The sequence below is a fragment of the Methylobacterium sp. J-001 genome, assembly GCF_022829565.1.
Taxonomy (GTDB): Bacteria; Pseudomonadota; Alphaproteobacteria; order Rhizobiales; family Beijerinckiaceae; genus Methylobacterium.
Genome location: NZ_JAKSYN010000112.1, coordinates 1 through 26,684 on the forward strand (window position 1 = coordinate 1; position 26,684 = coordinate 26,684).

The 26,684-nt window shown below is 69.4% G+C and carries 29 protein-coding genes and 1 tRNA gene; 15 read left to right on the top strand and 15 right to left on the bottom strand.

What is annotated here, in order from left to right:
* Positions 1–33 precede the first annotated feature (33 nt).
* The gene (locus MKK65_RS12135; RefSeq protein WP_243957972.1) at positions 34–1,203 is read right to left on the bottom strand and encodes a saccharopine dehydrogenase family protein; all 1,170 of its coding nucleotides are present in this window, start codon (positions 1,201–1,203) and stop codon (positions 34–36) included.
* Between the two features lie 139 nt (positions 1,204–1,342).
* On the opposite strand from MKK65_RS12135, the gene MKK65_RS12140 reads away from it, so the two are divergent.
* Together MKK65_RS12140 and putA are read left to right on the top strand one after the other, a co-directional pair.
* Positions 1,343–2,119 (top strand): DUF4163 domain-containing protein, encoded by a 777-nt coding sequence (locus MKK65_RS12140; protein WP_243957973.1) that lies wholly within the window; start codon positions 1,343–1,345, stop codon positions 2,117–2,119.
* Between the two features lie 157 nt (positions 2,120–2,276).
* The gene (gene putA / locus MKK65_RS12145; protein ID WP_243957974.1) at positions 2,277–5,963 is read left to right on the top strand and encodes a trifunctional transcriptional regulator/proline dehydrogenase/L-glutamate gamma-semialdehyde dehydrogenase; all 3,687 of its coding nucleotides are present in this window, start codon (positions 2,277–2,279) and stop codon (positions 5,961–5,963) included.
* Between the two features lie 4 nt (positions 5,964–5,967).
* Here the strand turns inward: putA and MKK65_RS12150 are convergent, their stop codons facing one another.
* The 4 genes from MKK65_RS12150 to MKK65_RS12165 all read right to left on the bottom strand — a co-directional run bounded on the left by MKK65_RS12150 (position 5,968) and on the right by MKK65_RS12165 (position 11,583).
* On the bottom strand, positions 5,968–7,560 hold the full coding sequence (locus tag MKK65_RS12150; RefSeq protein WP_243957975.1) for an ABC transporter substrate-binding protein: 1,593 nt from the start codon (positions 7,558–7,560) through the stop codon (positions 5,968–5,970).
* 188 nt (positions 7,561–7,748) lie between these two features.
* Positions 7,749–8,042 carry a DUF2218 domain-containing protein gene (locus tag MKK65_RS12155; RefSeq protein WP_058192738.1) on the bottom strand — a complete coding sequence of 98 codons (294 nt, stop codon included), beginning with the start codon at positions 8,040–8,042 and terminating at the stop codon, positions 7,749–7,751.
* Positions 8,043–8,961: 919 nt separating this feature from the next.
* Positions 8,962–9,342, bottom strand: a complete 381-nt coding sequence (locus MKK65_RS12160) for a cytochrome c (RefSeq protein ID WP_243957977.1) — start codon at positions 9,340–9,342, stop codon at positions 8,962–8,964.
* Positions 9,343–10,134: 792 nt separating this feature from the next.
* The gene (locus MKK65_RS12165; protein ID WP_243957990.1) at positions 10,135–11,583 is read right to left on the bottom strand and encodes an FAD-binding oxidoreductase; all 1,449 of its coding nucleotides are present in this window, start codon (positions 11,581–11,583) and stop codon (positions 10,135–10,137) included.
* A 138-nt stretch (positions 11,584–11,721) separates the two neighbouring features.
* Between MKK65_RS12165 and MKK65_RS12170 the strand changes: the two genes are divergently transcribed.
* The 3 genes from MKK65_RS12170 (at position 11,722) to MKK65_RS12180 (ending at position 13,073) form a co-directional block, all read left to right on the top strand.
* On the top strand, positions 11,722–12,417 hold the full coding sequence (locus tag MKK65_RS12170) for a fumarylacetoacetate hydrolase family protein (RefSeq protein ID WP_243957979.1): 696 nt from the start codon (positions 11,722–11,724) through the stop codon (positions 12,415–12,417).
* 11 nt (positions 12,418–12,428) lie between these two features.
* Positions 12,429–12,890, top strand: coding sequence for an NUDIX domain-containing protein (locus MKK65_RS12175; protein ID WP_243957981.1), 462 nt, complete (start codon positions 12,429–12,431; stop codon positions 12,888–12,890).
* 108 nt (positions 12,891–12,998) lie between these two features.
* Positions 12,999–13,073: transfer RNA gene (locus tag MKK65_RS12180), tRNA-Gly, on the top strand.
* A gap of 333 nt (positions 13,074–13,406) precedes the next feature.
* Here the strand turns inward: MKK65_RS12180 and MKK65_RS12185 are convergent.
* The 8 genes from MKK65_RS12185 to MKK65_RS12220 form a co-directional block, all read right to left on the bottom strand.
* A complete protein-coding gene (locus MKK65_RS12185; RefSeq protein WP_147840866.1) occupies positions 13,407–13,868 on the bottom strand; it encodes a hypothetical protein in 462 nt (153 codons plus the stop codon).
* 34 nt (positions 13,869–13,902) lie between these two features.
* Entirely contained in the window at positions 13,903–14,103 is a 201-nt protein-coding gene (locus MKK65_RS12190) for a hypothetical protein (RefSeq protein ID WP_243925038.1), read from the bottom strand.
* 97 nt (positions 14,104–14,200) lie between these two features.
* On the bottom strand, positions 14,201–14,992 hold the full coding sequence (locus MKK65_RS12195; RefSeq protein WP_147840864.1) for a hypothetical protein: 792 nt from the start codon (positions 14,990–14,992) through the stop codon (positions 14,201–14,203).
* 61 nt (positions 14,993–15,053) lie between these two features.
* Positions 15,054–15,248, bottom strand: coding sequence for a hypothetical protein (locus MKK65_RS12200; RefSeq protein WP_147840863.1), 195 nt, complete (start codon positions 15,246–15,248; stop codon positions 15,054–15,056).
* Positions 15,245–15,550, bottom strand: coding sequence for a hypothetical protein (locus MKK65_RS12205; RefSeq protein ID WP_147840862.1), 306 nt, complete (start codon positions 15,548–15,550; stop codon positions 15,245–15,247). Before MKK65_RS12205 ends, MKK65_RS12200 begins: the two co-directional genes overlap by 4 nt.
* Complete coding sequence (locus MKK65_RS12210; protein WP_187275334.1) at positions 15,547–15,723, bottom strand: hypothetical protein; 177 nt, start codon at positions 15,721–15,723, stop codon at positions 15,547–15,549. The genes MKK65_RS12205 and MKK65_RS12210 overlap by 4 nt, the downstream gene beginning before the upstream one ends.
* Positions 15,720–16,079 (bottom strand): hypothetical protein, encoded by a 360-nt coding sequence (locus MKK65_RS12215; protein ID WP_147840861.1) that lies wholly within the window; start codon positions 16,077–16,079, stop codon positions 15,720–15,722. Before MKK65_RS12215 ends, MKK65_RS12210 begins: the two co-directional genes overlap by 4 nt.
* Positions 16,080–16,378: 299 nt before the next feature.
* Positions 16,379–16,600, bottom strand: coding sequence for a hypothetical protein (locus MKK65_RS12220; protein WP_243957982.1), 222 nt, complete (start codon positions 16,598–16,600; stop codon positions 16,379–16,381).
* 136 nt (positions 16,601–16,736) lie between these two features.
* Here MKK65_RS12220 and MKK65_RS12225 point away from each other — a divergent pair, with 136 nt between their 5' ends.
* The 7 genes from MKK65_RS12225 (at position 16,737) to MKK65_RS12255 (ending at position 21,254) form a co-directional block, all read left to right on the top strand.
* Positions 16,737–17,030, top strand: coding sequence for a helix-turn-helix domain-containing protein (locus MKK65_RS12225; RefSeq protein ID WP_187275333.1), 294 nt, complete (start codon positions 16,737–16,739; stop codon positions 17,028–17,030).
* Between the two features lie 186 nt (positions 17,031–17,216).
* A complete protein-coding gene (locus tag MKK65_RS12230; RefSeq protein ID WP_147840859.1) occupies positions 17,217–18,896 on the top strand; it encodes an AAA family ATPase in 1,680 nt (559 codons plus the stop codon).
* 26 nt (positions 18,897–18,922) lie between these two features.
* Positions 18,923–19,168, top strand: coding sequence for a hypothetical protein (locus MKK65_RS12235; protein WP_147840858.1), 246 nt, complete (start codon positions 18,923–18,925; stop codon positions 19,166–19,168).
* 52 nt (positions 19,169–19,220) lie between these two features.
* Positions 19,221–19,820: a hypothetical protein gene (locus MKK65_RS12240; RefSeq protein WP_147840857.1), complete on the top strand. Its 600-nt coding sequence runs from the start codon at positions 19,221–19,223 to the stop codon at positions 19,818–19,820.
* On the top strand, positions 19,801–20,166 hold the full coding sequence (locus MKK65_RS12245) for a hypothetical protein (RefSeq protein WP_147840856.1): 366 nt from the start codon (positions 19,801–19,803) through the stop codon (positions 20,164–20,166). The genes MKK65_RS12240 and MKK65_RS12245 overlap by 20 nt, the downstream gene beginning before the upstream one ends.
* Complete coding sequence (locus MKK65_RS12250; RefSeq protein WP_147840855.1) at positions 20,141–20,932, top strand: metallophosphoesterase; 792 nt, start codon at positions 20,141–20,143, stop codon at positions 20,930–20,932. The genes MKK65_RS12245 and MKK65_RS12250 overlap by 26 nt, the downstream gene beginning before the upstream one ends.
* A gap of 1 nt (position 20,933) precedes the next feature.
* Positions 20,934–21,254 carry a hypothetical protein gene (locus MKK65_RS12255; RefSeq protein ID WP_147840854.1) on the top strand — a complete coding sequence of 107 codons (321 nt, stop codon included), beginning with the start codon at positions 20,934–20,936 and terminating at the stop codon, positions 21,252–21,254.
* 264 nt (positions 21,255–21,518) lie between these two features.
* Here the strand turns inward: MKK65_RS12255 and MKK65_RS12260 are convergent, their stop codons facing one another.
* Complete coding sequence (locus MKK65_RS12260; protein WP_187275331.1) at positions 21,519–22,385, bottom strand: BRO family protein; 867 nt, start codon at positions 22,383–22,385, stop codon at positions 21,519–21,521.
* Entirely contained in the window at positions 22,382–23,014 is a 633-nt protein-coding gene (locus MKK65_RS31365; RefSeq protein WP_162240219.1) for a hypothetical protein, read from the bottom strand. Before MKK65_RS31365 ends, MKK65_RS12260 begins: the two co-directional genes overlap by 4 nt.
* 204 nt (positions 23,015–23,218) lie before the next feature.
* On the opposite strand from MKK65_RS31365, the gene MKK65_RS12270 reads away from it, so the two are divergent.
* The 3 genes from MKK65_RS12270 (at position 23,219) to MKK65_RS12280 (ending at position 26,477) form a co-directional block, all read left to right on the top strand.
* Positions 23,219–23,482 carry a helix-turn-helix transcriptional regulator gene (locus MKK65_RS12270; protein WP_147840852.1) on the top strand — a complete coding sequence of 88 codons (264 nt, stop codon included), beginning with the start codon at positions 23,219–23,221 and terminating at the stop codon, positions 23,480–23,482.
* 802 nt (positions 23,483–24,284) lie between these two features.
* On the top strand, positions 24,285–25,523 hold the full coding sequence (locus tag MKK65_RS12275; RefSeq protein ID WP_147840851.1) for a hypothetical protein: 1,239 nt from the start codon (positions 24,285–24,287) through the stop codon (positions 25,521–25,523).
* Between the two features lie 795 nt (positions 25,524–26,318).
* A complete protein-coding gene (locus tag MKK65_RS12280) occupies positions 26,319–26,477 on the top strand; it encodes a hypothetical protein (RefSeq protein WP_156629667.1) in 159 nt (52 codons plus the stop codon).
* The last annotated feature ends 207 nt before the right edge of the window (positions 26,478–26,684 follow it).

The following is a 26,684-nucleotide window of genomic DNA, read 5'->3' on the forward strand; positions in this document are numbered from 1 at the left end:
GGTTGCTTCGCTGCGCTCGCAATGACGGGAGGATCAGAGATCCGTCCGCACGACGTTCGGAAACCCCAAAATAAAATCCGGTCCGAAGGCGGTGACGGGCGTGTGGAACCCGGCCGGCACCGCGCCCGACGCGACACGCCGGGCGGTCTCAAGCGCGGTCAGGACCGTCAGCGTGTAGCCCTCGGGGGTCTCCATGCGGCTTGCCGCGCGATGACCGGACCCGTCCCAGGCCTCGGCCAGGAAGGTGCTGCGCGCCGTCGCCCGCGCCGTCTCGGAGGGTCCCGGCGGCAGTCGGTCGATGCCGCGGTTGATCAGCCGCTGCGCGGTCCCGCCGGCGATGATCCGGCGCAGGCCGGCCGGCAGGCCCGCGGCTGCGGCCATGGCCGGGAAGGCCTCGAAATAGACCTCGATGTTGGGCACCCGCGTCGAGTACCACGCGCTCGAGACGTCGCCCCAACCGAGCCCCACGGTGCGCCGGGCGCCACGGCCGAAATCGGCGCTGCCGCGGGGCGGGCTCGGCAATTCGACGATATGGCCGTCTCGGCGGATCCGCGTCCCCCAGGCGATGCCCTCGACCATGGTGCGGGCCGTCCCCCGGCTGAAGCCGCCGAAGCCGCCGATGGAGATCCGCAGATGCGTGGCGCCGGGCAGCCGGTTCGCCACATGGGCGGCGAGGCAATCGCTCGGCACCACGTCGAACCCGGCTGCCGGGAGAAGGACGATGCCGGCGGCCTTCGCGTCCGCATCCCGGGCGGCCAGTGATTCGAGCACGTCGATCTCGCCGGTGATGTCGACGTAATGCGCCCCCGCGGCGAGGCAGGCCTCGGCCATGGGTTGGGCCGTCTTGGAGAACGGTCCGGCCGCGTGGATCACCGCGGCGATGCCGGCGAGCATCGCGCGCAGCCGGCCCGGATCATCGAGGGGCGCGGCGCGCCAATCGAGCCCGAGGCGGGCGGCCAGTGGCCGGAGCTTGTCGGGATCGCGCCCGGCCAGGACCGGATGCAGGCCTTGCGTACGCGCGTGTTCGGCGAGCAGCGTGCCGGTGTATCCGGTGGCGCCGTAGATCAGGATCGCGGTCATGGCTGGCCCTGTACCATGGCGGGCGTATGCATCGGCAGGGGCGGCCTCCGACGGGCGCTCGTCGAACACGGTTCGTCCCGGCCCCACCGTTGCGCGTCCGGTCTGCCGTGCGCTGCGAGACATGGCGTTCTCCGCCGATCCGTTAGATCGGCGGCCTGTGACGGATTGAGCGTCGCGAAGGCGGTCCTGAGGCAGGATCGGATCGGGATTTGGCGGTCCGAGACGCCGCAAATGGGGCGCGTGGGATGCGTGGGAGCGATCGATGAAGGTGCGTCTTCGGCTTGCGGCGTTCGGGGTCTTGCTCGTCGCCACCGGTGTGCCGGCGAACGCCGCCGACCGGATCGTGCAGATGCAGGCGGCTCAGGTCGGACCGGGCATCGACGCCTTTCCGCAGATCGTCGACCCGGTCGACGATGCGGAGCGGCGGATCAATGCCGCGCTCAGGCGCCTCGACGCACAGGTCCGCAAGGCGGCGAAGAGCTGCAAGGCCGAGGGCGGTGCGAACAGTTCGTGGGAGCGGGGCGTCCGCACGGCCATGCACGGTCCCCGCTTCCTCAGCTTCGAGATCAACGACGGTACCTATTGCGGCGGTGCCCATCCGAACACCGGCACGACGGTGATCGTCTACGATCTCACCACCGGCACGCCGGTGGATTGGACGACGCTGCTGCCACCCGCGCTGACCGGCAAGGTCGCGCTGGCGACCCAGGCCGACGAGACCAAGATGGTGACCCTGTCGTCCGAGCGGCTGCACGCCCTGTACCTCAAGGCCTACCGCCCCGAGACCGGCAAGACGAAGGCGAACGCGGACGATAAGGCGTGCCGCGATGCGGTGACCGAGACCGTCTCCGGCGAACCGCCCGCCATGACCATATGGCCCGATGCCGAGGCGGGCGGGCTCGCCGTCCAGTTCGATCTGGCTCATGTGGTGCAAGCCTGCGCCGACACCGTGGTGATCCCGACATCGACGCTGCGTCGCGAAGGCGTCCAGACCGTGCTCACCGATGCGATCGAGGCCGCGCAGGCCAAGCGTCCGTAGGACGCGTCCCGAACGACGCCCCTACTGCGCCGTGCAGGATCGGCTAACCGGCGCTACACCCGGCTCGGGAATTGGCAGACAAGGCCTGAACAAGGACGGCAGACCATGTAGCCTGGGGTGACGGTGTGAGCCGTCGCGCAACCCCGAGAGGCGTACCATGTCCGGATCCGGCCATCCCCACCCGTCCGTCGACGTGGGCGGCCATCCGTTCGCAGCCTTCGCGGCGGAGACCATCCCTCTGTCGCCCCTCCGGGCTGCCATGGTCGCCGCCTGCCGCCGGCCCGAGCCGGACTGTATCGCGCCGCTCCTCGACCGCGCGCGCCTGCCGCCCGAGGCGGCCGCTCGCGTCGCCGAGACCGCCCGACACCTGATCGAGGCCCTGCGCCGCCAGACCCGGCACGGCGGCGTCGAGGGGCTGATCCACGAATACGCTCTGTCGAGCCAGGAGGGCGTGGCGCTGATGTGTCTGGCGGAAGCGCTGCTGCGCATCCCCGATGCCGCCACCCGCGACGCGCTGATCCGGGACAAGATCGCCGGCGGCGACTGGGCGGCGCATCTCGGCCACAGCCCGTCGCCCTTCGTGAATGCGGCGACCTGGGGCCTGCTGGTCACCGGAAGGCTCGCGGCCACGCGTAGCGAGACCGGCCTCTCGGCGGCGCTCACCCGTCTGATCGGGCGCGGCGGCGAGCCGCTGATCCGCAAGGCGGTGGACCTCGCCATGCGGCTGATGGGCGAGCAGTTCGTCACCGGGCGCGACATCGCCGAGGCCCTGCGCAACGCGAAGCGCATGGAGGCGAAGGGGTTCACCTATTCCTACGACATGCTCGGCGAGGCGGCGTTCACCTCCGAGGATGCGGAGCGGTATCTACGATCCTACGAAGAGGCGATCCGGGCCATCGGCGAGGCCTCGGCCGGGCGGGGGATCCTTCGGGGGCCCGGCATCTCGATCAAGCTGTCGGCGCTCCATCCGCGCTACACCCGGTCCCAGCGCGGGCGGGTGATGGCCGAGCTGGCGCCCCGGGTCCTCGGCCTGGCGCGCCTGGCCCGGCGCTACGACATCGGCCTCAACATCGACGCCGAGGAGGCGGACCGGCTCGATCTGTCCCTCGACATCCTCGAAACCCTGGCCTTCGATCCGGATCTCGCCGGCTGGGACGGGCTCGGCTTCGTCGTGCAGGCCTACGGCAAGCGCTGCCCGTTCGCGATCGACGTGCTCGTCGACCTCGCCCGGCGCAGCCGGCGCCGGCTGATGATCCGCCTGGTGAAGGGGGCCTACTGGGACAGCGAGATCAAGCGCGCGCAGGTGGACGGGCTCGAAGGCTTCCCGGTCTTCACCCGCAAGCTGCATACCGACGTGTCCTACCTCGCTTGCGCGCGGACGCTGCTGGCCGCACCGGACGCGGTCTTCCCGCAATTCGCCACCCACAACGCCCAGACGCTCGCCAGCATCGTCGAGATGGCGGGGCCGGAATTCTGGGTCGGCCAGTACGAGTTCCAGTGCCTGCACGGGATGGGCGAGCCGCTCTACGAGGCGGTTGTCGGTCCCGACAAGCTCGGCCGGCCGTGTCGGATCTACGCGCCTGTCGGCACCCACGAGACCCTGCTCGCCTATCTGGTCCGGCGGCTCCTGGAGAACGGCGCCAACTCCTCCTTCGTGAATCGCGTCGGCGACGCCTCCGTGCCCGTGGCGGACCTGATCGCCGATCCGGTCGCCGCGGTCGCGGCAATGCCGATCCCGGGCGCACCGCACGCCCGCATCGCGCTGCCTCGCGACCTCTACGGTCCGAGCCGCGCCAATGCCGCCGGCCTCGACCTCGCCGACGAGGCCGCGCTGGCGCGGCTCGCCGATCATCTGGCCGAGAGCGGCCGAACGGAATGGCGGGCCGTGCCCTCCGGGGCCGACCCGGATTCGGCCGACACGCCGGTCCGCAATCCGGCCGACCACCGGGACCGCGTTGGAACGGTCCGGGCCGCATCGCCCGCCGAGATCGACGCTGCGCTCGCCCGGGCGGACGCGTCCGCCGAGGCCTGGGGTGCGACGGCGCCGAAGACCCGCGCCGCCGCGCTGCGCAAGGCCTCCGACGCCCTGGAAGCCCGGATGCCGGCGCTGCTCGGGCTGATCGTGCGCGAGGCCGGAAAGTCCTACGCCAACGCCGTGGCGGAGGTCCGCGAGGCGGTTGATTTCCTGCGCTACTACGCGGCCGAGGCGGAGCGGACGCTCGACGGGACGCAGGCCCCCCTGGGCCCGGTGGTCTGCATCGCACCCTGGAATTTCCCCCTGGCGATCTTCGTCGGGCAGGTCGCGGCGGCGCTGGCCGCCGGCAATCCGGTCCTGGCCAAGCCCGCCGGCGAGACGCCGCTGATCGCCGCCGAGGCGATCCGGGTGCTGCACGCGGCCGGCGTCCCGGAAGATGCGCTGCAATTCCTGCCCGGGCCGGGCGAGGTCGGCGCGGCGCTCATCGGCGACGCGCGGGTGCAGGGGGTGATGTTCACTGGCTCGACCGCCGTCGCCAAGACCATCCAGGGCCGCCTCGCCGAGCGCCTGACCCGGGACGGCGAGCCCGTCGCGCTCATCGCCGAGACCGGCGGCCAGAACGCCATGGTGGTCGATTCCTCCGCCCTCGCCGAGCAGGTCGTCGCCGACGTGATCGCCTCGGCCTTCGATTCCGCCGGCCAACGCTGCTCGGCCCTGCGCATCCTGTGCCTGCAGCACGAGATCGCCGACCGCACACTCGCGATGCTTCAGAGCGCCATGGGCGAATTGGTGGTCGGCGATCCGCGCGGGATGGCGGTCGATGTCGGCCCGGTGATCACCCGGGCCGCGGCCGAGCGCATCGACGGGCATGTCGCCGCGATGCGTGCGCGCGGGTTTGCGGTTCACCAGGTTCCGCTCCCGGACGCGGCGGCCTTCGGCGCCTTCGCGCCGCCGACGCTCATCGCGATCGACCGCGTCGCCGATGTCGAGCGCGAGGTGTTCGGGCCGGTGCTGCACGTCCTGCGCTATGCCCGCCAGGACCTCGACCGGCTGCTGCCCGACATCGATGCCACCGGCTACGGCCTCACCTTCGGCCTCCACACCCGCATCGACGAGACCGCGGACCGGGTTCTCGCACGCGTTGCAGCCGGCAACCGCTACGTGAATCGCACCGTCATCGGTGCGGTGGTCGGCGTGCAGCCGTTCGGCGGATCCGGCCTGTCCGGCACCGGGCCGAAGGCCGGCGGCCCGCTCTATCTCGGCCGCCTGCTGAAGCGCCCGCCGGCCGCCGCCCTCGACGGGCTGACGGGCGACGAGGATCTGAGCCGCCGCTACGCCGACTGGCTGCGCGCGCGCGGGCACGGACCGCTCGCGGATCGGCTCGCCGCCGAGCGCTTTCCGCAGCGTGCCGAGGTCGAGCTGGCCGGGCCGGTCGGCGAGCGCAACCTGTACGGGCTGCATCCGCGGGGACGCGTCGCGGCGGTCGCGGCGACGGAGACCGGGCTGCTGCTCCAGCTCGGCGCGATCCTGGCAACCGGCAACCACGCGGTGGTGATCGGCTCCGACCCCGGCGTCGATAGCCTCCGCGACCTGCCGGCCGACCTCGGCGCCCGGATCGCGCGGGCGGCCGATCTCGAACGGGCCGGCGATCTGGAGGCGGTGCTGTTCGAGGGCGATACGACTGCCTTGCGGGCCCTGAATCGCGTCCTGGCCGCGCGGCCTGGGCCGATCCGGCAGGTCCAGGGCCGCACACCCGAGGCCCTCGCGAACGGCGACCTCTACGCACTGCCGGGCCTCGTCGAGGAGCGCGCGACCGCGATCAACACCGCGGCCGCAGGCGGCAATGCCAGCCTGATGGCGATCGGCTGAGCGCTCAGGCCGACCGGCGGAGGTTCCAGAAGATCGGCAGGCCGGTCAGCATGCCCTCCAGGTCGCGGCGGTAAGCGGTGGGCTGGAAATACTGGCCGCAGGGAATGTAGGCGCCGACTTCCAGGGCGCGGGCCTGGATCTTGGCCACCAGCGCCTTCTGTCCGTCGAGGTCGGGGGCGGCGAACCAGGCGCTGCGCAACTCTTCGAGCGGCGCGTCGGTGAGCCAGCTCGGGACGCCGGCGCGGCCGTTGCCACGGACGGCCAGGTGAAAGGCCGGCGAGATCATGTCGAGGCCGCCGGAGAAGATGCCGAACATCGACCAGCCGCCCTGGTCCAGGGGCTTCGCGCTGAGGATGCGCTGGTTCACCGTGCCCCAATCGGTGGCCACCACGTCGAGATTCATCCCAAGCTTGCGGCAGAGATCGGCCATCACCTCGCAGACCGCGTTGATCCGCGGCACGTCGGTGCCGGCGAGCAGCACGATTTTCTCGCCGTTGTAGCCGGCCTCCGCCAGCGCCCGCCTGGCGGCGGCGAGGTCGCGCTTGCCGGTAAGCACGCCCATGCCGGCATCGGACGCCATCGGGCCGCCGGCGGTGAAGATGCCGACCGGGCCGCGCCGGATCGTCGGATCGCTGCCGGCCACCGCGTCCATCATCTCCGTCTGGTCCACCGCCGATAGCAGCGCATGGCTGATCTTCGGATTGTCGAAGGGTGGCAGGGTGTGGTTGAGGCGGATCTGGCCGATCAGCCCGGCGCTCTCCACGAGCTCGACGCGCACATCCTTCTGGCGCAGCAGGTCGGGCACCAGATCGACCAGGGGCTGCTCCCACCAGTCGATTTCGCCGGAGCGCAAAGCGCCGGCCGCGGTGGCGCCGTCGGGAATCGTGCGCCACTCGATCCGGTCGAAATGCGCGATCCGGGGACCGGCTGTGAAGCTGGCGCTGCCGTCCGGGCGCGGTCGGTAATCCTCGAACTTGCGGTAGACGTTGAGCGAGCCCGGTACCCGCTCGGCGGCCGCGTAGCGGTAGGGGCCGCTGCCGACGATCTCCGAGACGGCCTGGGTGGCCGGCGTCGCGCTGAGGCGTTCCGGCATGATCACCGGCAGGTAGGAGGTCGGTTTCGCCAGGGCGTCCGGCAGGAGCGGGAACGGCCGCTTGAGCCGGAACTGTACCAGCGTGTCGGAGGGGGCGGAGAGCTCGTCCACCGTGGCGAACAGAGCGCTCCCGAAAGCATCGCGCTGGGACCAGCGCTTGAGGCTCGCGACGACGTCGCGGGCGAGCACCGGCGTGCCGTCGTGGAAGCGCAAACCATCCCGCAGGGTCAGGCGCCAGGTCAGCCCGTCCGGCGACACGTCGTGGCCCGCCACCATCTGCGGTTGGGCGCGGTAGGATGCGTCGAGGCTGTAGAGGGTGTCGAACACCATCAGCGCGTGCGTGCGCGTGACGTAGTTGGTGGTGATGATCGGATCGAGGAGCGCCAGATCGGCGTAAGGCACGAAGCGCAGCGTGGTGTCCGAGGCCGCCCGCACCAGGGCGGGGCGTGCCACCGCGCCCGCGATCAGGGCGCCGGCGCCTTGCAGCAGGGTACGTCGCTTCATGCTGTCGTCCGCTCGTATCCCGGGGTTGCCGACGCCACTGCGCGCGGCCCGATCCGGTTGCAAAGCCTACGCCAGCAGACGGCCGTGGGATCTTCGAGGGACGAAAGAGGCCGCCCGGTCTGTTTCCGAACGCACCCGAGCGTGACGGGTCGGCGCGCTTCAGCGCATCGCCACCATCACCCCGAGAATCAGGCGGCGCGGGACCAGCGGATGTCGCCGAGGCTTTCGCGGAAGGCGAAACGGGCGAGGTGGTCGGCGACCACGTTCTCGAGCCGGGTGAGGTTCACCGGGTCGGCACTGTCGATGCGCATCACCAGGGCGTCGGGCTCGGCATCGAAGGTGCAGACGCGATCCTCACCGAACGGCACGGTGCCGTGCTCGGGGGTCGCCTCGACCTTGAACTTGTGGCTCCAGTGCCGGCACAGCTGCTGCAGGTAGCGGCTCGCCTCGGTGGTCTGCACACGGGCCTGGGAGGTAGGCATTCCGTCGGTCTCCAGAAAAGGGAAAAGGCTGTCTGTCGGTGGACGGCTCATCATTTGTCTCGCACATGCGAGATGAATGGTTCCTGAGCAAAGACCATGCCTGGGCGGGCGCGGGTGTCCCCGGTGTCTGTAATAAGGGTCGGCCCGAAGCGTTAGCAGTCGCTTAACGCCCAGCCCGGCGGCGACGAACCGTGCCGTTGCGGCAACTCCTGCACCCGCCGCCGTGCCGAATTATGGCGCGCCGCACAAATTTTATCGCCTCATTCCGAGACGTGATCGACAGTGTCCAAACGTGCCGTGGCACGCACGGCTCGAACCGGACGCCTGACGCCCCCTTGAGGACAGCGCTGGAGACGAGGCGGTGATGCATCGCGGGACGGCCGAGGCCGCTAACCCGACCCGCAGGCCCGGTACGAAGCCCATCTCCTGGTCGCAGGCGTAAACCCGGGGCGCGCGCCCGCTCCGCAACAGCATGGGATCGCAATCCGCCGCCCGTGCTTGTGCTGGCGCGCCTCTGACGCCAACACGACCATGCCCGCGTCCTCCAGGCTCGTGATGGGCGACGACGTTCTCGAAGACGCCGTGGCGCCGCTCGGCGCGCATCAGACCCGACAGGGCGACGCGGGTACGGGTAGCCGCGATAGGATCGCCATCGTCTGTTGCCGGGTCTCATGTTGGATGCGCGCGGCCCGCTCGTCCGAGTCTGCGGCATAGCTGACCTCAGACGCTGCGAAACGTGCGTCGGCGACGGTTCGATTTGCGGGTGTCGATGGCTTTGCCGAAAGCAAGAAAGCCCTTGAAATCTATCGCAGCATTGCCCGATCCGACGTCAATATTTGGCTGGAGACCGATAAAGTTTTATTCTATTCCGCAAAATTTGGTTCCATATATTGGTAATCCAAAAGTCGACGGCGGTTGATCATTTGCTCTTTGAGATGACGTTAATCATATATTCGTTCAAGTCGCGGAAATCCTTCACTGTCCATGCGAAGCCCGGCAGAGCCACGCCATTTTCGCGCAGGGTTCTGGGAATGAGATCGCCGTTTGCGCGGAGTATGATCGACGATACGATGACACCGGGATAATCGTGGAGACGCTTCTTGAATTCTGGTTTCGTAAGGTTTGGTGTTGGTGGATCGCTCTTATCGGCTAGAGGTCCGGTGCCTGTCATGTCCCTGCCGTGACACATGGCGCAGCGATTCAAGAAAATGCGCTCACCATTGTGAGGGTCGGCAAAAGACGGCGACGGCGTAGAAAGTAGTACGGCTAGAGAAATCGCGAAGGCGTTCTTATTTTTCATAAATATATTTCCTAAATATTATGAGTAATCGTCAAAAAATTCATGTTCATTAATATTATAGCATTCTATCAAGAATTAAAGGCAAATGCCGGCAAGTTTCATGATCTCAAATCGGACTCTGCTCGTCAATTTTGCCGAATCTATGATCGCTGAACGTGGCTGACTCGCACAGCTGCTTCCACGTCGTTTATTGAGTGCCATCCATGATGGTTTCCGGTCCTTGGCGGGCCCAGTCGTCTTGGACTATGCTCACTGGTTGATGGAAGACACAGCGCCAATGCAAAAGCGCTTGAGCTGGGTCAGGGCAGGAACAATCTTTCTGCGCCTCGGCTCGTGGCTCATCGTGCGGGCCTTTTTGGCATTGGGCCTGTGGACGATCGTTTGACTGACATCGTCTGAACGACACCACGCCGATCCGTGACGCATGCTTTGCCTGTGCTTCCGATCATGAGTGCCATCGTAGGGGGGCATCACGATCCTTGCACATCACTCAGGCGCACCTCTACCGTAAAGTTTTGCCGCTGCGTTGTCGGCCGACGTCTTTGATATAATATAGTTACGAGCGCTGATCCTGGCACTCTTGTCATGCGTTTTGGCAATTTTCGCGCACGACTCCGTTCAACTCGATTTCGATCGATGAAGTGACGATCCGGGCGAGGCTGACACTTGCGCACAGATGTTGCGCAGGCCGGTGAAGTTGAATTCCTATCGGCTGTCGGGTCTGTTTGGCAGCTGGCCAATGCTGCTCCGACGGAGTTTTGACGAGGCCGAAACCTGACCCCACCAGGCGCCCTACGCCACAGCCGGCGGCGTCCGGTTCGGATGTGGAAGAACTTTTCCGGGATTCATCCGGTCCGCCGGGTCGAGGGCCGCCTTCACCCGGCGCATCAGGTCGAGCCCGACCGGGTCGCCGTAATGCGCGAGCTCGTCGCGCTTGATCAGCCCGACGCCATGCTCGGCCGCGATCGAGCCGCCGAGCGCGTGTACGATGTCGTGGACGATCCGGTTGAACCGGCCCCATTCCGCCAGGAACGCCGCGCGGTCCATGGCGGCCGGCTGGGTCAGGTTGAAGTGGATGTTGCCGTCACCGAAATGCCCGAAGCCGCAGGGGCGCAGGCCGGGCATCGCCGCGATGCAGGCCGCGCTGGCCCGCTCCAGGAAATCGGGCAGCTTGGAGAGCGGCACCGACACGTCATGCTTGATCGAGGCACCCTCCCGGGTCTGAGCCTCGGGCACGCCCTCCCGCAGGCTCCAGAGCGCCGTGTTCTGGGCGCTGCTCGCCGCGATGGTCGCGTCCGCGATCACCCCGGATTCCAGCGCATCGCCGAGGGCGGCTTCCAGCTCGGCCCGCGTGTCGGCGTCGGGCCGCGCGGAGGAGACCTCGATCAGCGCGTAGGCTCCATGGTCCCCGGAGAGCGGCCGGACCGTCCCAGGGACGTGGCGGAGCACGATCTCCAGGGCGAAGGGCGGCAGGTATTCGAAGGCCGTGAGGTCGCGGTCCATCCGGGTCCGCAGGGCCACGAAGAGGTCGAGGGCGGCGCGCGCCGAATCCAGGCCCACGAAGGCGACGCTGGTGGAGCGGGGCCGCGGAAACAGCTTCAGCACCGCCGCGGTGACGATGCCCAGCGTCCCCTCGGAGCCGATGAACAGCTGCTTGAGGTCGTAGCCGGCATTGTCCTTCCGGAGCGCCTTCAGCCCGTTCCACACCCGCCCGTCGGCCAGCACCACCTCCAGCCCGAGGACGAGATCCCGCGCGTTGCCGTAGGCCAGCACCGCGATGCCGCCGGCATTGGTGGCGATGCCGCCGCCGATGCGGGCGGAGCCCCGCGACGCGTAGGACAGCGGGAACAGCAGGCCGGCCCGCTCGGCCGCATCCTGCACCTCCGAGAGGATCATCCCGGCCTCGACCGTAATGGTCGAATCCACCGGATCGAGCGCGCGCAGGCGGTTCATCCGCTCCAGCGACAGGACCACGCCGCCCTGCGGGATCCCGGCCCCGGTGAGCCCGGTATTGCCGCCGAGCGGCACCACCGCGATGCCGGCCTGGGTGCAGGCGCGGACCGCGAACGCGACCTCCTCGGTGCTGCCCGGGCGCAAAACCGCGAGCGCCGAGCCGGTGAACAGCTTGCGGCTCTCGGACAGGTAGGGGGCGAGATCGGCCGGCTCGGTCAGCACGTGCCGCGCGCCGAGCCCGTCGCGCAGGGCGCTCAGCAGCGTATCGTGGGTGAGGGCTGGCGGCATCATCAGCGAAATTTTGTAGACCAGGGCGCGGGCCGTGCAAGCGCCGGGATGGCGCAGGCCCCCGCACGCCTTACAACCCTACCCCACGCCCGGGACGGCCAAGCGCCCGGATCAGGGCGCCCCACCGCAGAGGTTGCGATGCTCTCCGTCATCCAGAACCCGCCCCGCATCGCCCTGCCGATCGCCGGCAGCAGCGACCTGTTCCCCGTCCGCCGGGTCTACTGCGTCGGGCGCAACTACGCCGCCCATGCCCGCGAAATGGGGGCCGATCCCGACCGTGAGCCGCCGTTCTTCTTCATGAAGCCCGCCGACGCCCTGCAGATCGTCGGGCCGGCGCCGGCGCCGCACGCCTATCCGCCCCAGACGCAGAACTACCATTTCGAGGTCGAGCTGGTGGCCGCTCTCGCCGGCGGCGGCAGCGACATCCCGGTGGAGAGTGCCCTCGACCACGTCTACGGCTACGCGATCGGTCTCGACATGACCCGGCGCGACCTTCAGGACGACGCCAAGAAACTCTCGCGGCCGTGGGATCTCGGCAAGGCGGCCGACGGCTCCGGCCCGATCGGCGCCCTGTTTCCGGCCTCGGCCATCGGCCATCCGGCGCGAGGGTCGATCACCCTCGCGGTGAACGGCGCGATTCGCCAGCAGGGCGACCTCGCCGACATGATCTGGTCGGTGGCCGAGCAGGTCGCCTACCTGTCGCGGTACTTCACCCTGCAGCCCGGCGATCTGATCTTCACCGGGACACCCTCGGGCGTCGGCCCGGTCCAGCGCGGCGAGCGCATGGTCGCGGCGATTGCCGGCCTGGGTGAGATGACCCTCGACGTCGTCTGACGGCGCCAACCATGCTCCTCGACCGGCCGTTCCTGCGGCGCCTGTTCCACCTCGGGGCGCTCGCGTCCCGGGGCATGACCCTCGGCGTGCGCGGCGTGGCTCTCGACGCCGAAGGCCGCGTCGCCCTGGTCCGCCACACCTACGTCGGCGGCTGGCACCTGCCCGGCGGCGGCGTCGAGCGCGGCGAGACCGCCAGCGACGCCATGGAGCGCGAGTTCCGCGAGGAGGCGGAGATCGTCGCCGAAGCACCCCTGCGCCTCCACGGGCTCTACCGAAACGCCGCCGCACCCCGGGACCACGTCGCGGTGTTCGTGCTGCCGGCCTTCGCGGTCCTCGGGGCCAAGACCCCGGATCGCGAGATCGCAGCCTGCGACTTCTTCCCCGTCGATGCGCTCCCCGAGGGCACCACCCGGGCGACACGCGCCCGCCTGCGCGAGATCCGCCAGGGCCTCCCGCCGGACCCGAATTGGTGAATCGTCACGAACCGCAAAAAGGACGCTTGCGTCGCCCGGCGGAATGGTGTTTAGAGAGCGCCGCCGGGGGCCGCCGGCGCGGAAGTTCAGGCGGCCAGGCACTAGTGAGCGGGTGTAGCTCAGGGGTAGAGCACAACCTTGCCAAGGTTGGGGTCGAGGGTTCGAATCCCTTCGCCCGCTCCAATTCACTCGGACAGATTTGGACGCGATTACAGCGCGTTAGCAGAGGCCACCTTCGGGTGGCCTTTTGCGTTCCTGGGGGTGTGGTCCCGTAATTGGTCCCGAAACGGGCTAAAACTCCGCTCGGGATGGGCCCGGCAGGGTGGAAGGCGATCGGCGGTCCCGATTGAAACGGGGCCGGCCATTCGGTCGCAGGCCGACGCTCTCACGCGCCATGGACAGTCCCAAGCCAGGAATTTCCGACCTCGTGTGCGCTGTCGCACATGGACGGTTTTCAGCCGATCGAGGGATTTCGGCGCCGGCCACCCGGATTCCCGCGGGCGGCTAAATCCTGCGTCAGGGGGCGAGCCTGCCGAGATCCTCAAGGTCCTCCGGATCCGGCGGCGCGAGGATCTCGGGTTGGGCTTCCAGCAGCGGCCCGACCGCGGCCGCGATCTCCCGCTTGTCGAGGAGACGGTAGGCCCCGTCGCGCAGCAGGATGACGGCTGGGGCGGGCTTGAGCTTCTTGGCCCCCTTCTCGGGCGTCAGGTACACGCCGTCGTACCCGGGGGGGCCGGGCTTGAACCACACCACGAGGGCGTCCGGCGTCTGCCGCCTGAACCAATCCGACGTTGCGACCCAGGCCGCGCAGGCCTCCTTGGCCACGCGCTTCCGGTTCACGTTCGACAGCTGGGACGCCAGGAACAGCGCGTGCCCGGCGAGCTCGCCAACCGGCAGGGGCGTGAACACGATCTCGCCGGGGGGAGCGTCGACCCGGGTGAAGGTCTCGATGATGGGTTCGGGTTTGGCGTCGGGCATGTCCGCATGATGCGGGCGAGCCGTTAACCGCCCGTCAGCCGGCGGAGCGGGCGGCCTCCCGGGCCCGGCGCTCCGGACCCAGCTTCCTCGCCAGGTCCGCCGGCCGCTGGGCCCGCACGAAGCCGCGGGAGACCTGCCCCGAGAGCTCGGCCATCTCGATCAGGGCGTCACCAGGCGCCCGCCTCAGGGCGTCCCTCGCGTCGCCGTCGGCGGCCTCCATGTAGGCCCGCTCCATCTCGTCCACGAGGACCTCCATTGATTCGCATATGAGAACGAATGAAGAACAAATTGGTGCGGGAGTCGATCCCTGGACGCGACGTTTCGGCCCTCAGTCAGACGAACCAGCTGACCACCAGTGCGACCCCGATGCCGAGGCCGACCTGCAGAACGGTGGAGCGCAGGCGGTCGATCGCTGCGGTGAGGTTGGCGGCATCCAGGTTGGGGGCGGGATCCGCGGGAGCCTGAGGCGGCGGCCCCTGTTCCGGCACCCCATCATCCTCGTCGACCTTCGGCTGCGGCGCATCGCTCCAGCTGAGATGGCGGACCGTGCCGCGGGCCACCTCTGGGCTCTCGCTCGCGTGGTCCGCGTGGGGAGCCAGATACCAGGTGACCCCGTAGCCGGGCGGCGTGTGCTCGTCGCCCTTCATGATCCAGAGATCGAGCTTCACGCCGAGGTGGAACGACGGCATCTCGCCAGCGCGGTAGGCCGCGAGCATCGCGGCCATGTCCATCTCGGGGATCCAGCACTCCAGGAACCAGGCATCCTCGCTCTTGAACTCCCAGTCACCGGCGATGAAGCCGAGCACGCTGGTGAACGGGGTGTAGCCGTTGCCGTCCTCCTGGGGGATGGCGGGCCGGATCGTCACGGGCAAGACCCGGCAGGTGTCGCCCCATCCCGCGAGCCGGACGGTGTCCCTCCGGATCGTGGCCATCCCGGAGATCTGAGGTGTTCGGCTGATGGTCCCGTAGTCCGTGGAGACGGCCTGTCCCATCTTGAGGTTCGAGACCTCGACCCAGAGGGTTCGATAGGGGTCGTGGTGCCACTCTCCCTCGACCTCCGGGATCGCCATCGTCCCGTCCGTAACGATCGATTTCAGCCGCGCGCGCTTGTCCTGTCTCGCCATCTGCCCCCCGAGGTTGAGGCACTCTCGCGGGCTGGCGACGCCCCGTCCAGGGTTCCCGTCCTTAGGCCTGCCTGCGTCCCACGCGGCGCCGGTCGTTGCGGGCCTCCCGCTCCACGGTGTGCCCGATCCACCGGGCGAGCGCGTCCCGGATCCGGGACTCCCGCTCGGCCGGGCCGTCCCCGGGATCCGCGGCGATGATGCACTCGACCGTCCGGGTTGCCCCCCGGGCGAGCTCGTCGATCGTGGACTGCCTCACGGGGTGACCTTCACCAGCGTCAGCCGCGATGCGTTGGCCGCGAGGTGCGACCGCCAGGCCTGCGCGTGCACGCGCCTCGCGAAGCGGACACCGCCAACCTTCTCCGGTATCGCCGAGAGTGGGGGCGGGGGTCCTCCGTTCGGTCCCACCAGTTCCTCGACCGCCTCGCGCAGGACGACCTCCCGCCGGGTCGGCCACATATCGTCGCGAGCCTGTCGGAATGCCTCGTGGTGGCCGGCGAACGTGGCGGCGGCGACGGCGCTCCACCAGAAGGCCTGCTCGGCCGGCCAGTTCCGGATCATCGCGTTCCCACAATCCTGAGGACGATCGCCTGGGGCATCGGGCGCTCGGCGTGACGGGCCATCATCGCCAGCATGGCGAGGCCCTCAGCCTGGTTGAGCAGCAGGGCGGCCGCCTTGTCGACGGCGTCCCGAGCGGCGGCGATCTTTGCCTCGGTGGTCGTTGTCTCGGTCATGCCGCGTCCCTCTTATTCCAGGACCACTCCATCGACGGGGTGAACCTCCGCATCAGGGCGTTCTTCGCGACCCGGACGCGTCCCCGGTTGCGACGCCGGGCGCGTCGGGACAGGGGCTTGCCGATCGAGGGGCGCATCGCCTCGGTGCGGGCCTCCTTCGTCGCCAGGTTCTCCAGGACCTGGCGCCAGAAGTTCGGGAGGAGCTCCCGTGGCATGCCGTGCCGCATGAGAGCGACGTCGCGATCGTACGCCCCACGCTGGGCCTCCAGCAGCGAGGAGGCGGTCCCTATCTCAGGGTGGACCACGGCCATCCGGGGTGGCGCCAGGCGGAAGGGCGTCTCGGTGTAGATGCGCATGGCTCAGGACTTCCGTCCGTTCACGTGAGCCTGGAGACGGCCCAGCCCGGCGCTGATCCAACGGCCGGCGTCGAGCATCCCGAGGGCGAATTCCGCCCCCATGGCCGCCCCCTACCTGGCCGCATGCGCAGCCGCAGGATCTCCCTCCCGCCATGTCCGGCGGGAGATCAGCGCCTCCAGCGTACCGGCCGAGGCGTCGCAGTCGGCTTGAGCCGCCAAGCGCCTGGCTGCCCGCGGGATGGCGTGTGCCGGCAGGCCTGAACGCCGGAGCTGTCGGCGGATGCCGCGCTCAGACTTGGTCATGCCGGCCTCCGTGCCTTGGCCTCGGCCGCCCGGCGCTGCTCGGCGAGCAGGCCGTCGAGGCTGTCCCGGAGCGCCCGGACGAGCGTCATCCCGTCGATGTCGTCGGGGTCCGTGCAGGCCTCGGCCTCGCGCAGGGCGGCCCGCACCGCGGCGATGTCGTCCTCAATCGCGACGTGGCGCTTGGGCGCCTCGCCACCCAGCCCCTTGACCTGCGCCATCCCATTTCCCCCATCGAATCCGTGCAAATGGGAGTCTGCCACGGATCGAAGATTTCCACTGGACGGCGTCCGAAAATTCGCGCAGCCGGCTGAGTCGCAGGGGGTTCCTTGCATGCCGATCAGGTACGCTCAGGGCATGAGCATCTTCGACCTTGGCGAGTCCCTCGCCCTTGCGCGGCGCCACCGCCGGCTCTCGCAGCGGGCCCTTGCGGCCAAGGCCGGCGTCAGCGTCGAGTGGGTGTCCCGCTTCGAGCGCGGTGACAGCATGGAGCCATCGATGCACCGCGTGATGCGATGCCTCCATGTGCTTGGGCTGGACCTGCGGCTGTCGACGTACAACCAGGGCCGGCCCAGCCTCGACGACCTCATCGCGCAGGACGAGGAGGCCGATAGCAGCCCGGCGCTGAAGGCGGCGCTAGGGCTTGGTTAACCCTAGGAACGCGACTCGGTCCGCAACGGCTGCACATAACTTGCACCCTGAGCCGGCTTGGCGCATAACGGCGTCACACCGGAGATGACGTCGATGATCTGCCCTCGCTCGAAACGGATGCCCTGCCTGACCGCCTGAGCCCTGCTCGGCGCGCCCCGCGTGCACTCCCGTTCCAGCGAGATCCCCATGACCGACGACGCCTCTCGGGCGCGCGCCGCTGCCGTCCAGGCCGCCCGTGCCACGCTCCTCGACTCCACCGCCCTGACGGGGCCCCGCCAGCCCGAGGCTCCCATCGGGCCGCGTGCGAAGGCGTTCGGCGGCGAGCACGTGCGGTACGACGCCCGCGTCGACGCCGGCCTGGCTCTCGCCCGGTTCCTCGGCGAGGAGCCCCGGCTCCCGGCCGCGCTAGTCCGGCAGCTCGGGCAGACCCGGCGGGACGTCAGCATCGCCTCCCTGCAGAAGGTGGAGGCGGCGCTGCGCGGGCACGCCAACGCGGAGACCACGTCGGACGCGGGCCGGAACGCCGCGGCGCTGCTGGCGGATGACCTGCTTTTCGCACAGGCGGCGCTGGGGTCCGCCAAGGCGGCGGCGTGCTGCAGCTCGATCTGCTTGCGCCTGGCGCTGGCGTCGGCCTCCAACGGGCATCACGCCGCCGCTTGGCTCGCCCTGCGGAACGCCCTTCGATACTGCGGCGATGCCACGGAGGAGCTGGACGAGGCGGGGTACGTTTCCGAGGACCTGGCCAGCAGCCTGGCGCCGTACGACAACCACGTGGCCCGATTCGCCGAGACGCTCGCGATCATCGCGGCGGCGCACCGGCAGATCGGCATCGAGGAGGACCTCGCCCGCGGTGGCGCCGGCGGCACCGCCAAGGACTGGGTCGACGCGCAGGCGGACGGCCTCGCCGCGCTGGCGCAGCTGGACTGGCCCCTCGGCGACGGAGGCTGGAGGGACCGGGCGGCGCGCGCCACCCCGACGCTCGTCGTCCTAGCCAAGGGGGCCTTGGACCACCTACCCGGTTCCGAGACCACGGGCTCATCGCGGACGTCGCGGGGGTCCACGCCGCGCGCGGAGTTCAACACGCTCGCCGGGGAGGCCCTGCCGCTCGTCCATGGCGTCGATGTCGTGGCCGTCGGCAAGCTGCTCGACGCGCGGTTCCCGTGGTTCACGGACCTCACCGCGCTGCTGCTGCGGGACCTCGCCAACGGGGGTGTAGCCCGGCTGCGGAACACTCTCGCGGTGTCGCCGCCGGGCAGTGGGAAGACGAGCTACCTGCAGGTGTTCTGCGAGGCGGCCGGGATCCCGTGCGTCCTCTACAACGCCGCCGGCGTCGCCGACGCCGCGTTCGGAGGAACCTCGCGCCAGTGGAGCACGGGGCGCGCAAGCGTCCCGTTGCAGACGATCCAGCGGCTCCGCGTCGCCAACCCCGTAATCATCATCGACGAGATCGAGAAGGCGGGTACGAGGTCGGAGAACGGGCGCCTCACGGACTCCCTGATCGCCCTGCTGGAGCCGGTAGGGAGCCGCGCCTTCCACGAGGTCTATCTGGAAACGAACGCCGATCTGAGCGGCACCCAGTTCCTGGCGACGGCCAACGGGACGGGAGCCGTCCCCGGCCCCCTCCTGGACCGCTTCCGCGTCGTGCACGTCGGCCTTCCCAAGGCCGAGGACCTGCCCGTCGCGGCGGCCAACCTCGTCGCCGAGCTCCGCGACGAGCGTGGCCTCGACGCCGGCTGGCTCCCCGACCTCGACGGCGACGAGCTGCATCTGCTGGCGCGCGTGTGGAAGGGGGGCAGCCTGCGCCCGCTCCGCCGCGCCGTGACGACGCTTCTCGACGGCCGCGAGACCCTCGCCCGTCGCCACTGACACCTCATCACTGAAGGAGACCCTCCATGTCCGACGCACGCCCGAATGCCGCCCCGGCCGCCTCCCTCGACGAGGCGATCCTCTCCCTGCGCGCCCGCCGGGAGACGAGCGACCTCCGCTTGGAGGCCGAGTTCTCAGGCCTGTCTGTACTCCACCTGGCGCGGCGGGCGCAGGCCCTCGGCCGCCTCGGGCCCTGCGACGTCGACCGCCTCGTCCAGGGCGTCGTCCGCCTCGTCGACGCCCTGCCGGGCACGCGCGGAGACAGGGCGTGAAATCCGCGCGCGGCCCCCCTCTGCCCACCCCGCATCCTGACAGGAGACCCCCATGCTCATCGACGAATTCCGCGTCATAGCCGACGACGCCGTGTGCCGGCATCCCGGGCACGTCGACGTTGTACCCACCGGCGTCAGCCCGTCCCCGCACGGTCCCCTCGTGACGTGGACGGGCGGCAGCGTGCTCCCCCGGCAGGACAACGGCAGGACAGTGGCGCCGCCCCCCGCGCAGGACGTCCTCCGCGTCCTGGCGCGCACCCTCGCCCTGCGCTGGCAGACCGGCCGCGCCGTCGTCCCGGACGACTGGGACGCCACCCTGCGGGCGCGCCACCCGAGGACGTTCGAGGACGGCGGGCCGTACTCGGGTGGCGGGTGGCGGTGGCTATGGGAAGCGGGCGCGAGCCTGATCTCCGAGGCCGGCGCGACGGGATTCCGCACGACGCAGACCAAGGAAAAGTTTGCGCAAGCGCGATGGTATTACTCCATCGAAGGCAAGACTAGGAAGGCGATGCGCAATGAAGTCAACACTATAGTTGACTGCGTAGAGCACCTGTCGGCCTTCATCTGCGAGACGTGCGGAGCGCCTGGTCGGATCCGGCACGGAGGCTGGTCGAAGGCCTGCTGCGACGCCCATGCCGCCGGGAAGAAGTGACGTCTACCGCAACCTGACGCGCCGGCTCTGGTCCGTGCGCGTCGGCGGCCGGGTCGTCGGCCACGTGCCGGCGATCGTGCTTGCCGACGTCGTCCTCCGGGCGTCGGAGGCGGGCAGGCTGCGGTGCCTCCGGACGGGGGCCCGGGACGTCCACGCGTGGGCGACCGGCACGGTGGCCGAGGGGGACCGGCCGCCCTCGGCGCAGCGGCTTCGGTACGGGCTCTGGTGTCCCGGATTTAGGACGAACGGCCTCCTGGTCACCCGGGCGGCGCAGGTGTGGTTCGAGGCCGACGGGTCGGCGTGGTGCGTGGGAGGGTGGGATGCTGAGAGCCTGGATTTTCAGTGACGTGCACGACGACGCCGACTGCTGGGAGGGCCCGGCCGTCCCGCCGTGCGACGTGGCGATCATCGCCGGCGACGTCGCCGACGGCCTGACGCGGAGGTCCATCCCCTGGCTCGCGGCGTGCGTCGTGCCCTTCGTGCGGCGCGTCATCTACGTCCCCGGGAACCACGACTTCTACGCGTCGAGGTGGCAGAGCGAACTCGAACGCGGGCGCGAGGCCGCGGCCGCCGCCGGCATTCACATCCTCGCCGTCGGGGAGACCCTCGACATCGAGGGCGTGCGGTTCGTCGGGGCCACGCTCTGGACGGACTATGAGCTCCTCGGCGAACCGTTCCGCGTGTTGGCGCAGTCAACGTGCGGGGACCGCGTCGGCGGAATGCGGGATCATCGGCAGATCCGGACGCGGCTCCCGTCGGGCGAGACGAACGCTTTCCGGCCACCGATGGCCGCGGCCGCGCACGTTGCCCAGCTCGGCCGGATCGAGCGCGCCCTAGCCGAGCCGCACGCGGGCCCGACCGTCGTCGTCACGCACCATGCGCCGCATCCCGCGTCGCTGGGCAGGCAGGGTCCGTTGCAGGCGATCGATGCCGCGTACGCCTCGGACTGCAGCCGCGTCCTCGAAGGGGAGCACGCCCCGGATCTCTGGATCCACGGGCACATCCACCGGTCCGCCGACTACCGGATCGGTGGGACCCGCATCCTCGCGAACCCGCGCGGCCGCCGGGGCGAGAACCCCGCCTTCGACCCGTCCCTAGTCCTGGAGATCTGACATGCGTGCGCTCGCCATCCTCGCCCTGCTCGCTGGCCCGGCCGGGGCGGACCCCTACCAGCCCGCCCCGGGCCTCTACTGCCCCGAGGGGGCCGACGTCCCCGCCATCGTCGTCGGGCCCGCCCCCGGCGAGGTCGGCATCGATCTGATGGAGTGCCACGGGGCGAGGATCTCAGGCGGCCGGGTGACGGCCTCCCGGTGCTACGGCAACGGGGGCCGGCCGGTCCCCTACGAGGCGGAGCTCAGCCTCCTGCCCAGCGGCGTGCTGCTGCACGACGGCGTCCGGTACCGGCGGCGGCCGTCCGGGGGGCCGTGCCCGTAGGCCACCGAGCGCCTGGATCGGGGGGTGCTGCAGCGCGCTCCACGAGCGAGGCCGGATTTCGCTCGCGGTGTAACGCCGATCGCGCGGACTGAAACGCGCGAAAATATGCTGAGAGCGTGCCGAAACCGTGCGCAGGCGTGCCCGGGCCGGGTTGCCAATGATACCGAACCGGCCTTCGCTCCCATTTCGCTGCACCAGATTTCAGTCACGAAAAAGGGGCCCGGTCACCCGGGCCCCTCGTCACCACTCAGAGTCTGAGGGGTGTCAGTCGAACAGGTCGGGCTCCCGTGCGGCCCGCCAGTCGACGGAGACGCAGAGCTCGCGTCCGTAGTGGAGGATGCCCTTCGACGTCATCTTTGGCGTCGCACGGGGCTTGCCGCCGTACTCCTCGATCCGGACGCGGAACGGGGCACGGTCGATGAGGTCCTGCCGGGGGAGGTTCGACCTGTTCAGATCCAACAGGTCGCCGCGCTCCTTCAGCCAAGCGATGAACTTGTTCGGCTTTTGCCCGAGGGCCTTGCCACCGGCCTGGAGGCTGTAGAGATCCTCGCTCTCGGTGAACCGCTCGACGCACTCCACCGCCGGCAGGGCCCGCTGTACCTGCCGCTGCGAGGCGGTGAGCTGGCGAGAGGTGTCGATGAGCTCCTGGTCTGTGATGACGAGGCGCTCGACGAGGGCGTCCTCCCGATCCATCCGGGCCAGGAGCATCCTCCTCAGCACCCTGTTCTCGTCGAGGTCCTCGGGGATCGCGACCGGCGTCGGGGCGGGTGCCACGGCGTAGGAACCGGTCCGCCGGATCTCGGGGAGGACCTCGTTCATCGCCCACCGACGGAACCGCCATGCCGTCGCGCCCTTCACGAGGGCACGCTGGCTGCGCATCAGCAGGGTGTAGAGACCGCCCTCGGTGATGACCAGGACCTCGCCCTGGGGATGCCCTAAGAAGATCTTAGCCCTCTCGTCCTCGTCGAGCGCCTTGAGCGAGACGGACGGGTTCGAGAGGCGGGCGGCCTTGCAGACGTCGGCGCCGACGAACCAGGGCTGCCCGTCGATCTCCACGACGCGGATGTCGTGGTTGTCGAAGCGGAAGATCGAGATCGCCGGCGCGGCCGGGATGCGGACGATGGCGTTCACGCGCGCCTCCCGTCGGTGGCGAGGGGTACGGCCACGAAGGCGATGTTCGGGGGCAGTAGGCCGGCGATGTCCCGTGCGGTCTCGGGCGCACCGATGACGATGCCCCGCTCGTACTGTCTGTTCTCGGCCAGGCATTCGACCATGTCGTGCAGGTCGCTCACGACGGCGGCCCGGCAGACGTAGACGCAGGGCACGTCCTTCCCGTCGATCAGGACGTGCCAGAAGGCCCGGGCGAACGGGCGGACTTTGCTGACCTCGGCGCCCGGCAGAAATGCGCCCGGGTCCCGGCGGAAGATCGCCTCGCGCGCCTTGTCGTTCTTCCCGCCCGGCGCGTCGTCGCCGGTCACCAGGAGGAGGCGGTCACGCGCAGCGGCTTTGGCGGCCTCGATCCGGAGCTCGATCGTACCGAGGACGCTCCTGCGCAGCATCGGGAACGCCGGCTCGGCAGTGCGCTCCAGGAGGAACGACCGCGCCGCGTGGGGATCCTCGACGCTCATGGCCGCCGCGATCTCAAGGACCGAGGCCTCCTCGAAGCGCTCGGCGTACTGCGAAATTCCCTGGGCGAGGGACGCGGCGAGGCTACCGTTCGGGGCGGTCGTGGTGGTAAGGTGGGTGCACGGTTCGGTCACGGGGATGCTCCTGTGGCTGACCAGGCCTCGGCGGCGTTCGCGCGCTTCCGGGGCCATTTTTTTCGCCAGTGGATCCGGCGATGTCGGCACGAATCGGAGGATATCACCTTCTTCTGAGAACGCGAGTCGATGTGCCGTCATTGCACGTTTCGGGCGCTTTGGTGATAATGGCCTTCCATCGAATCCGGCTCGGAGTGCCTCGTCGTGTATCCCTCCCCAATGCAGCTGCGCGCCGCGCGGACCCTCGTCGGCCTGACGCAGGACGAAATTTCCCGACGCGTCGGCCTGTCCCAGAGGACCATGGTCGCCGTCGAGATGAGGAAGTCGTCCCTGAGCGCGCTCCACTCCGTGATGGGGTTTTACGCCGGCTTGGGCATCAGCTTCTCAGGCACGCCCGACTACACGGTGCAGACCGTCACCTACACGCAGGCGACGCCTCCGGACGTGCCCCCGATCCCGGACACGTAAGGGAATGTCTGGCGGGCGGTGACCTGCGCGCGGCGCGGTTCGCTGCCGCGATGAGTTTGCCTCGGTAGCGCCCGCCCCACCGTGCCAGGACGCTCTCCACGCCCTCGCTCGCCAGCGTGGCCCGCACGGCGGCCGCGGTTGGGGTGGGCCTCAGCCGACTCTCCCAATCCTCCTCGTGGACTAAGCGGACCGCGCGAATCGGTCAGGTGTAGTCAACGGGCACGGATGCGTCCCCAAGGGCGGCGCAAGCCGATCGGCATGCCCGGTAGGTCGGGACAGGGTCGGCGAGGATGCCGACTCGCAGCAGGCCTGCGAAGGTGAGTAGGAACGCCTGGTCACTGGGCATCACGCCTCGGCTCCGATCCTACCGGCGTCGATGTGCTTCACGGCCGACAGGGCCCGCTCCAGGGCCGCCGCGAGGTCATCGGGTAGACCCCGATCGGGTTAGGAGTTCGAGCCACCAGCTCACCAAGCTGTTCGCGGATTCGATATGTCCTCACGGCATCAGGCGACGGCCGCATGCGAGCACAAATAAATTTTCGACCGCATTAGAGCCCCGTGGAGCCGTCCACGGGGCTCGTTGGCTGAATCCTCCGGTGCCTCGAAGTTAGGCCGTGGGCGAGGCTGAAATCGATGCTTTACCCCCGTGAGATCATGCACCCCGTCGGGGCGGTAGAACTACTGGTCTCGCGAAGTATATCAGTGGATCTCCAAAGCACAGACCCATAGACTAAGGCTAATTTCGAGCGGATCATCGGTCCCGACACGGCGGTGTGGTGCCTGACGTGTCGATGGATACGACATGCTCAACACGGCACAGGCGCGCGACCGCGCCCTCGATTTCCACTGGCGCATCCCGGAGAACATCCTCTCGGCCGCCGGCATCCCCGACATCCCCGATCGCAGGCAGGACGTCGCCAGGCGCAGCGTCCTCGCGGCCGCGTGCATCGCGGCCGACATGGCGCCCGGCGAGGATCGCTGGGTCAGCTACTCGCGCCGCAAGGCGTTCTACGCCGGTCAATCGCGGTACATGGGCCTGCCCTACACCTACGACCGCGTGCTCGCCGCCGTGGCTGAACTCGTCGAGCTCGGGCTGATCGAGGAGGTCCGGGCCCGCCCTGGCGACCACCTCTCCACCGGGATGCAGAGCCGCCTGCGTGCGACCCCCGACCTCGTCCACGCCTTCCGCGACGCGCCCTTCGAGTACGAGACGCGCCGCTGCCGCCTCATCCTCAAGGACGAGGCCGGCGACGTCATCGGCTACGACCCGACACGTCAGACGCGACGCCTGGAGGCCGAGCTCGACCGCATCAATGCCTACCTCGGCAACGTCTCGGTCACGATGCCGACGGGCGACGGGTGGGAGCACGCCACGCGCGTTGTCCGGGCCCGCAACGACCGCAAGGAGAAGGGGACGTGGGCCAGCGTCGTCCCGACCCCGAGCCCCGAGGTTTACCGCGTGTTCGGCCGTGGCCGTTGGGACCGCCACGGCCGGCTCTACGGATGGTGGCAGAACCTCCCCAAGGGACGCCGCCGGGAGCTCCTCATCAACGGCGAGGCGGCCTTCGAGCCGGACTTCGCCACCCTCCATCCGCGGATCCTCTACGCAGCCCGTGGTCACGTCTTGCGCCACGATCCCTACGTCACGGGAACATTCCCCCGTGACGAGGGCAAGCTCGCCCTCAACGTCGCCTTGAACGCGAAGACCATGAACGCGGCAGCGGCGGCCATTATGGACAAGGACGACTGGGAGCACGGCTGGGACTACACCCGCGGCCTGCTCAAGGCCGTCGTGGCGCGGAACACCCCCATCGCCGCAGACATCGCTGCAGACCGTGGGATCCGCTGCATGGCCGTAGACAGCGCCATGGCGGTGGATGTCCTCAAGGCCTGCGAGAAGGCGTCCATCCCCTGCCTGCCCGTCCACGATAGCTTCATCGTACCGGCCTCCAAGGGCCCGTGGATGGAGGCCAAGATGGACGAAATCCTGACGGGCGTTCTCGGCGCTGTAACCCGTTCTCCCTCAACGATAATCGGGTGATTGGTTCCACATATGGGCCCCTGGGCCCCCGTTGTCCCCTTGGGCCCGGGCCTCCTGGTTCCCCGCGGGTCGTCATCCCGCCGTCGTCCCCCTGCTACCTTCCCCGTCGCTGCCGCCCGCCCCGTTCCCTGGTGTAGCTCACTACCGTGACGTTCTGCGCCGCCCTCCCTGGATGTGGCTGGCCGTCGACGCTCAGGGGGGGTCGTAGGAATGGCTCTACCCCCTACTGGACCGCCGTTGTTCCAAGTCTAGAACCGCCGCTTACCCCTTGCTAGACCGTCGTTATTCGCCCTCTTTTTGCTTGTCCGATGCTGTTCGGTGGGGTATATTCTAGGCTGTCGACGTATCCGTCGTCCTCGCGATGCACCACATCCTGAGCGCACCCTCCGGCCCCCGGGGTCGGGGGGTGTTATGTTTCAGGGCCCCACGTGACGTTCACCCCCTTAACGCCCCCGGTCCACGCTATCTCACATGGTTAGTCTCTCCCTCGACGTCATCTGCGACGCGGTCGGCGCCTGGCTGTGGCTCAGGTAGGCCCAACAGGCCGATGGCTACTGGCTCGATCCGAACGCTCCGGCTCCGCCCGACGCGGCCGCTGTCCTGGCCTACGCATACGAGGCGCACCTAGCGGCCGAGGCGGGCGGCACGACGTGGGACGGCTGGGCGGTCGCCGTCAACGAGCGGGCCCTGACGCGCACGCTAAGCGAGGTCACCGCGACGCTGCTCGACGCCCGGAAGGACAGCGACCCGTGGACGTTCGCCGACGGGGTAGATCGGCCCCTCACGAACGACCGCTTGAAGGTGCTGAGCCTGCAGATCCGGAGGCACATTGGCGTCTGTCTGGCGGTCTACAACCAGGTCGCCGCCGGCATCGGCGCCGGCGCCATCACCACCGCGGAGGTCGACGGCGCCTTCGCCGACGTCGACGCGATCGTCTTGAAGGCGGCGTCGTGACCATCCCACTCCTGGCCATCCTCGCTCGCCGCCTGACCGCGTCGACCCTCTCCGAAGTGGCGGTGCTGGAGACAGCGACGCACGGGACCGTCCGGACCTGGGCGGGGTTCGTTCGGCGCAAGGCCAAGGAGGACGTGATGCCTAGCGAAATTTCTGCTCCTGACTGCGGAGCCGATCGCCTCCATCGCCGAGGCCGACGCGCCGGGC

What these genes read in the sequence shown, in the direction of transcription:
- MKK65_RS12175 (WP_243957981.1), top strand. Translation starts at nt 12,429, where the DNA reads ATGCTCCTCGACCGGCCGTTCCTGCGGCGCCTGTTCCACCTCGGGGCG.
- MKK65_RS12150 (WP_243957975.1), bottom strand. Translation starts at nt 7,560, where the DNA reads ATGAAGCGACGTACCCTGCTGCAAGGCGCCGGCGCCCTGATCGCGGGC.
- MKK65_RS12160 (WP_243957977.1), bottom strand. Translation starts at nt 9,342, where the DNA reads ATGAAAAATAAGAACGCCTTCGCGATTTCTCTAGCCGTACTACTTTCT.
- MKK65_RS12250 (WP_147840855.1), top strand. Translation starts at nt 20,141, where the DNA reads ATGCTGAGAGCCTGGATTTTCAGTGACGTGCACGACGACGCCGACTGC.
- MKK65_RS12185 (WP_147840866.1), bottom strand. Translation starts at nt 13,868, where the DNA reads ATGCCCGACGCCAAACCCGAACCCATCATCGAGACCTTCACCCGGGTC.
- MKK65_RS12245 (WP_147840856.1), top strand. Translation starts at nt 19,801, where the DNA reads ATGCCGCCGGGAAGAAGTGACGTCTACCGCAACCTGACGCGCCGGCTC.
- MKK65_RS12275 (WP_147840851.1), top strand. Translation starts at nt 24,285, where the DNA reads ATGCTCAACACGGCACAGGCGCGCGACCGCGCCCTCGATTTCCACTGG.
- MKK65_RS12195 (WP_147840864.1), bottom strand. Translation starts at nt 14,992, where the DNA reads ATGGCGAGACAGGACAAGCGCGCGCGGCTGAAATCGATCGTTACGGAC.
- MKK65_RS12170 (WP_243957979.1), top strand. Translation starts at nt 11,722, where the DNA reads ATGCTCTCCGTCATCCAGAACCCGCCCCGCATCGCCCTGCCGATCGCC.
- MKK65_RS12235 (WP_147840858.1), top strand. Translation starts at nt 18,923, where the DNA reads ATGTCCGACGCACGCCCGAATGCCGCCCCGGCCGCCTCCCTCGACGAG.
- MKK65_RS12135 (WP_243957972.1), bottom strand. Translation starts at nt 1,203, where the DNA reads ATGTCTCGCAGCGCACGGCAGACCGGACGCGCAACGGTGGGGCCGGGA.
- MKK65_RS12230 (WP_147840859.1), top strand. Translation starts at nt 17,217, where the DNA reads ATGACCGACGACGCCTCTCGGGCGCGCGCCGCTGCCGTCCAGGCCGCC.
- MKK65_RS12205 (WP_147840862.1), bottom strand. Translation starts at nt 15,550, where the DNA reads ATGATCCGGAACTGGCCGGCCGAGCAGGCCTTCTGGTGGAGCGCCGTC.
- MKK65_RS12215 (WP_147840861.1), bottom strand. Translation starts at nt 16,079, where the DNA reads ATGCGCATCTACACCGAGACGCCCTTCCGCCTGGCGCCACCCCGGATG.
- MKK65_RS12155 (WP_058192738.1), bottom strand. Translation starts at nt 8,042, where the DNA reads ATGCCTACCTCCCAGGCCCGTGTGCAGACCACCGAGGCGAGCCGCTAC.
- MKK65_RS12220 (WP_243957982.1), bottom strand. Translation starts at nt 16,600, where the DNA reads ATGGCGCAGGTCAAGGGGCTGGGTGGCGAGGCGCCCAAGCGCCACGTC.
- MKK65_RS12225 (WP_187275333.1), top strand. Translation starts at nt 16,737, where the DNA reads ATGAGCATCTTCGACCTTGGCGAGTCCCTCGCCCTTGCGCGGCGCCAC.
- MKK65_RS12255 (WP_147840854.1), top strand. Translation starts at nt 20,934, where the DNA reads ATGCGTGCGCTCGCCATCCTCGCCCTGCTCGCTGGCCCGGCCGGGGCG.
- MKK65_RS12240 (WP_147840857.1), top strand. Translation starts at nt 19,221, where the DNA reads ATGCTCATCGACGAATTCCGCGTCATAGCCGACGACGCCGTGTGCCGG.
- MKK65_RS12165 (WP_243957990.1), bottom strand. Translation starts at nt 11,583, where the DNA reads ATGCCGCCAGCCCTCACCCACGATACGCTGCTGAGCGCCCTGCGCGAC.
- putA (WP_243957974.1), top strand. Translation starts at nt 2,277, where the DNA reads ATGTCCGGATCCGGCCATCCCCACCCGTCCGTCGACGTGGGCGGCCAT.
- MKK65_RS12190 (WP_243925038.1), bottom strand. Translation starts at nt 14,103, where the DNA reads ATGGAGCGGGCCTACATGGAGGCCGCCGACGGCGACGCGAGGGACGCC.
- MKK65_RS12210 (WP_187275334.1), bottom strand. Translation starts at nt 15,723, where the DNA reads ATGACCGAGACAACGACCACCGAGGCAAAGATCGCCGCCGCTCGGGAC.
- MKK65_RS12140 (WP_243957973.1), top strand. Translation starts at nt 1,343, where the DNA reads ATGAAGGTGCGTCTTCGGCTTGCGGCGTTCGGGGTCTTGCTCGTCGCC.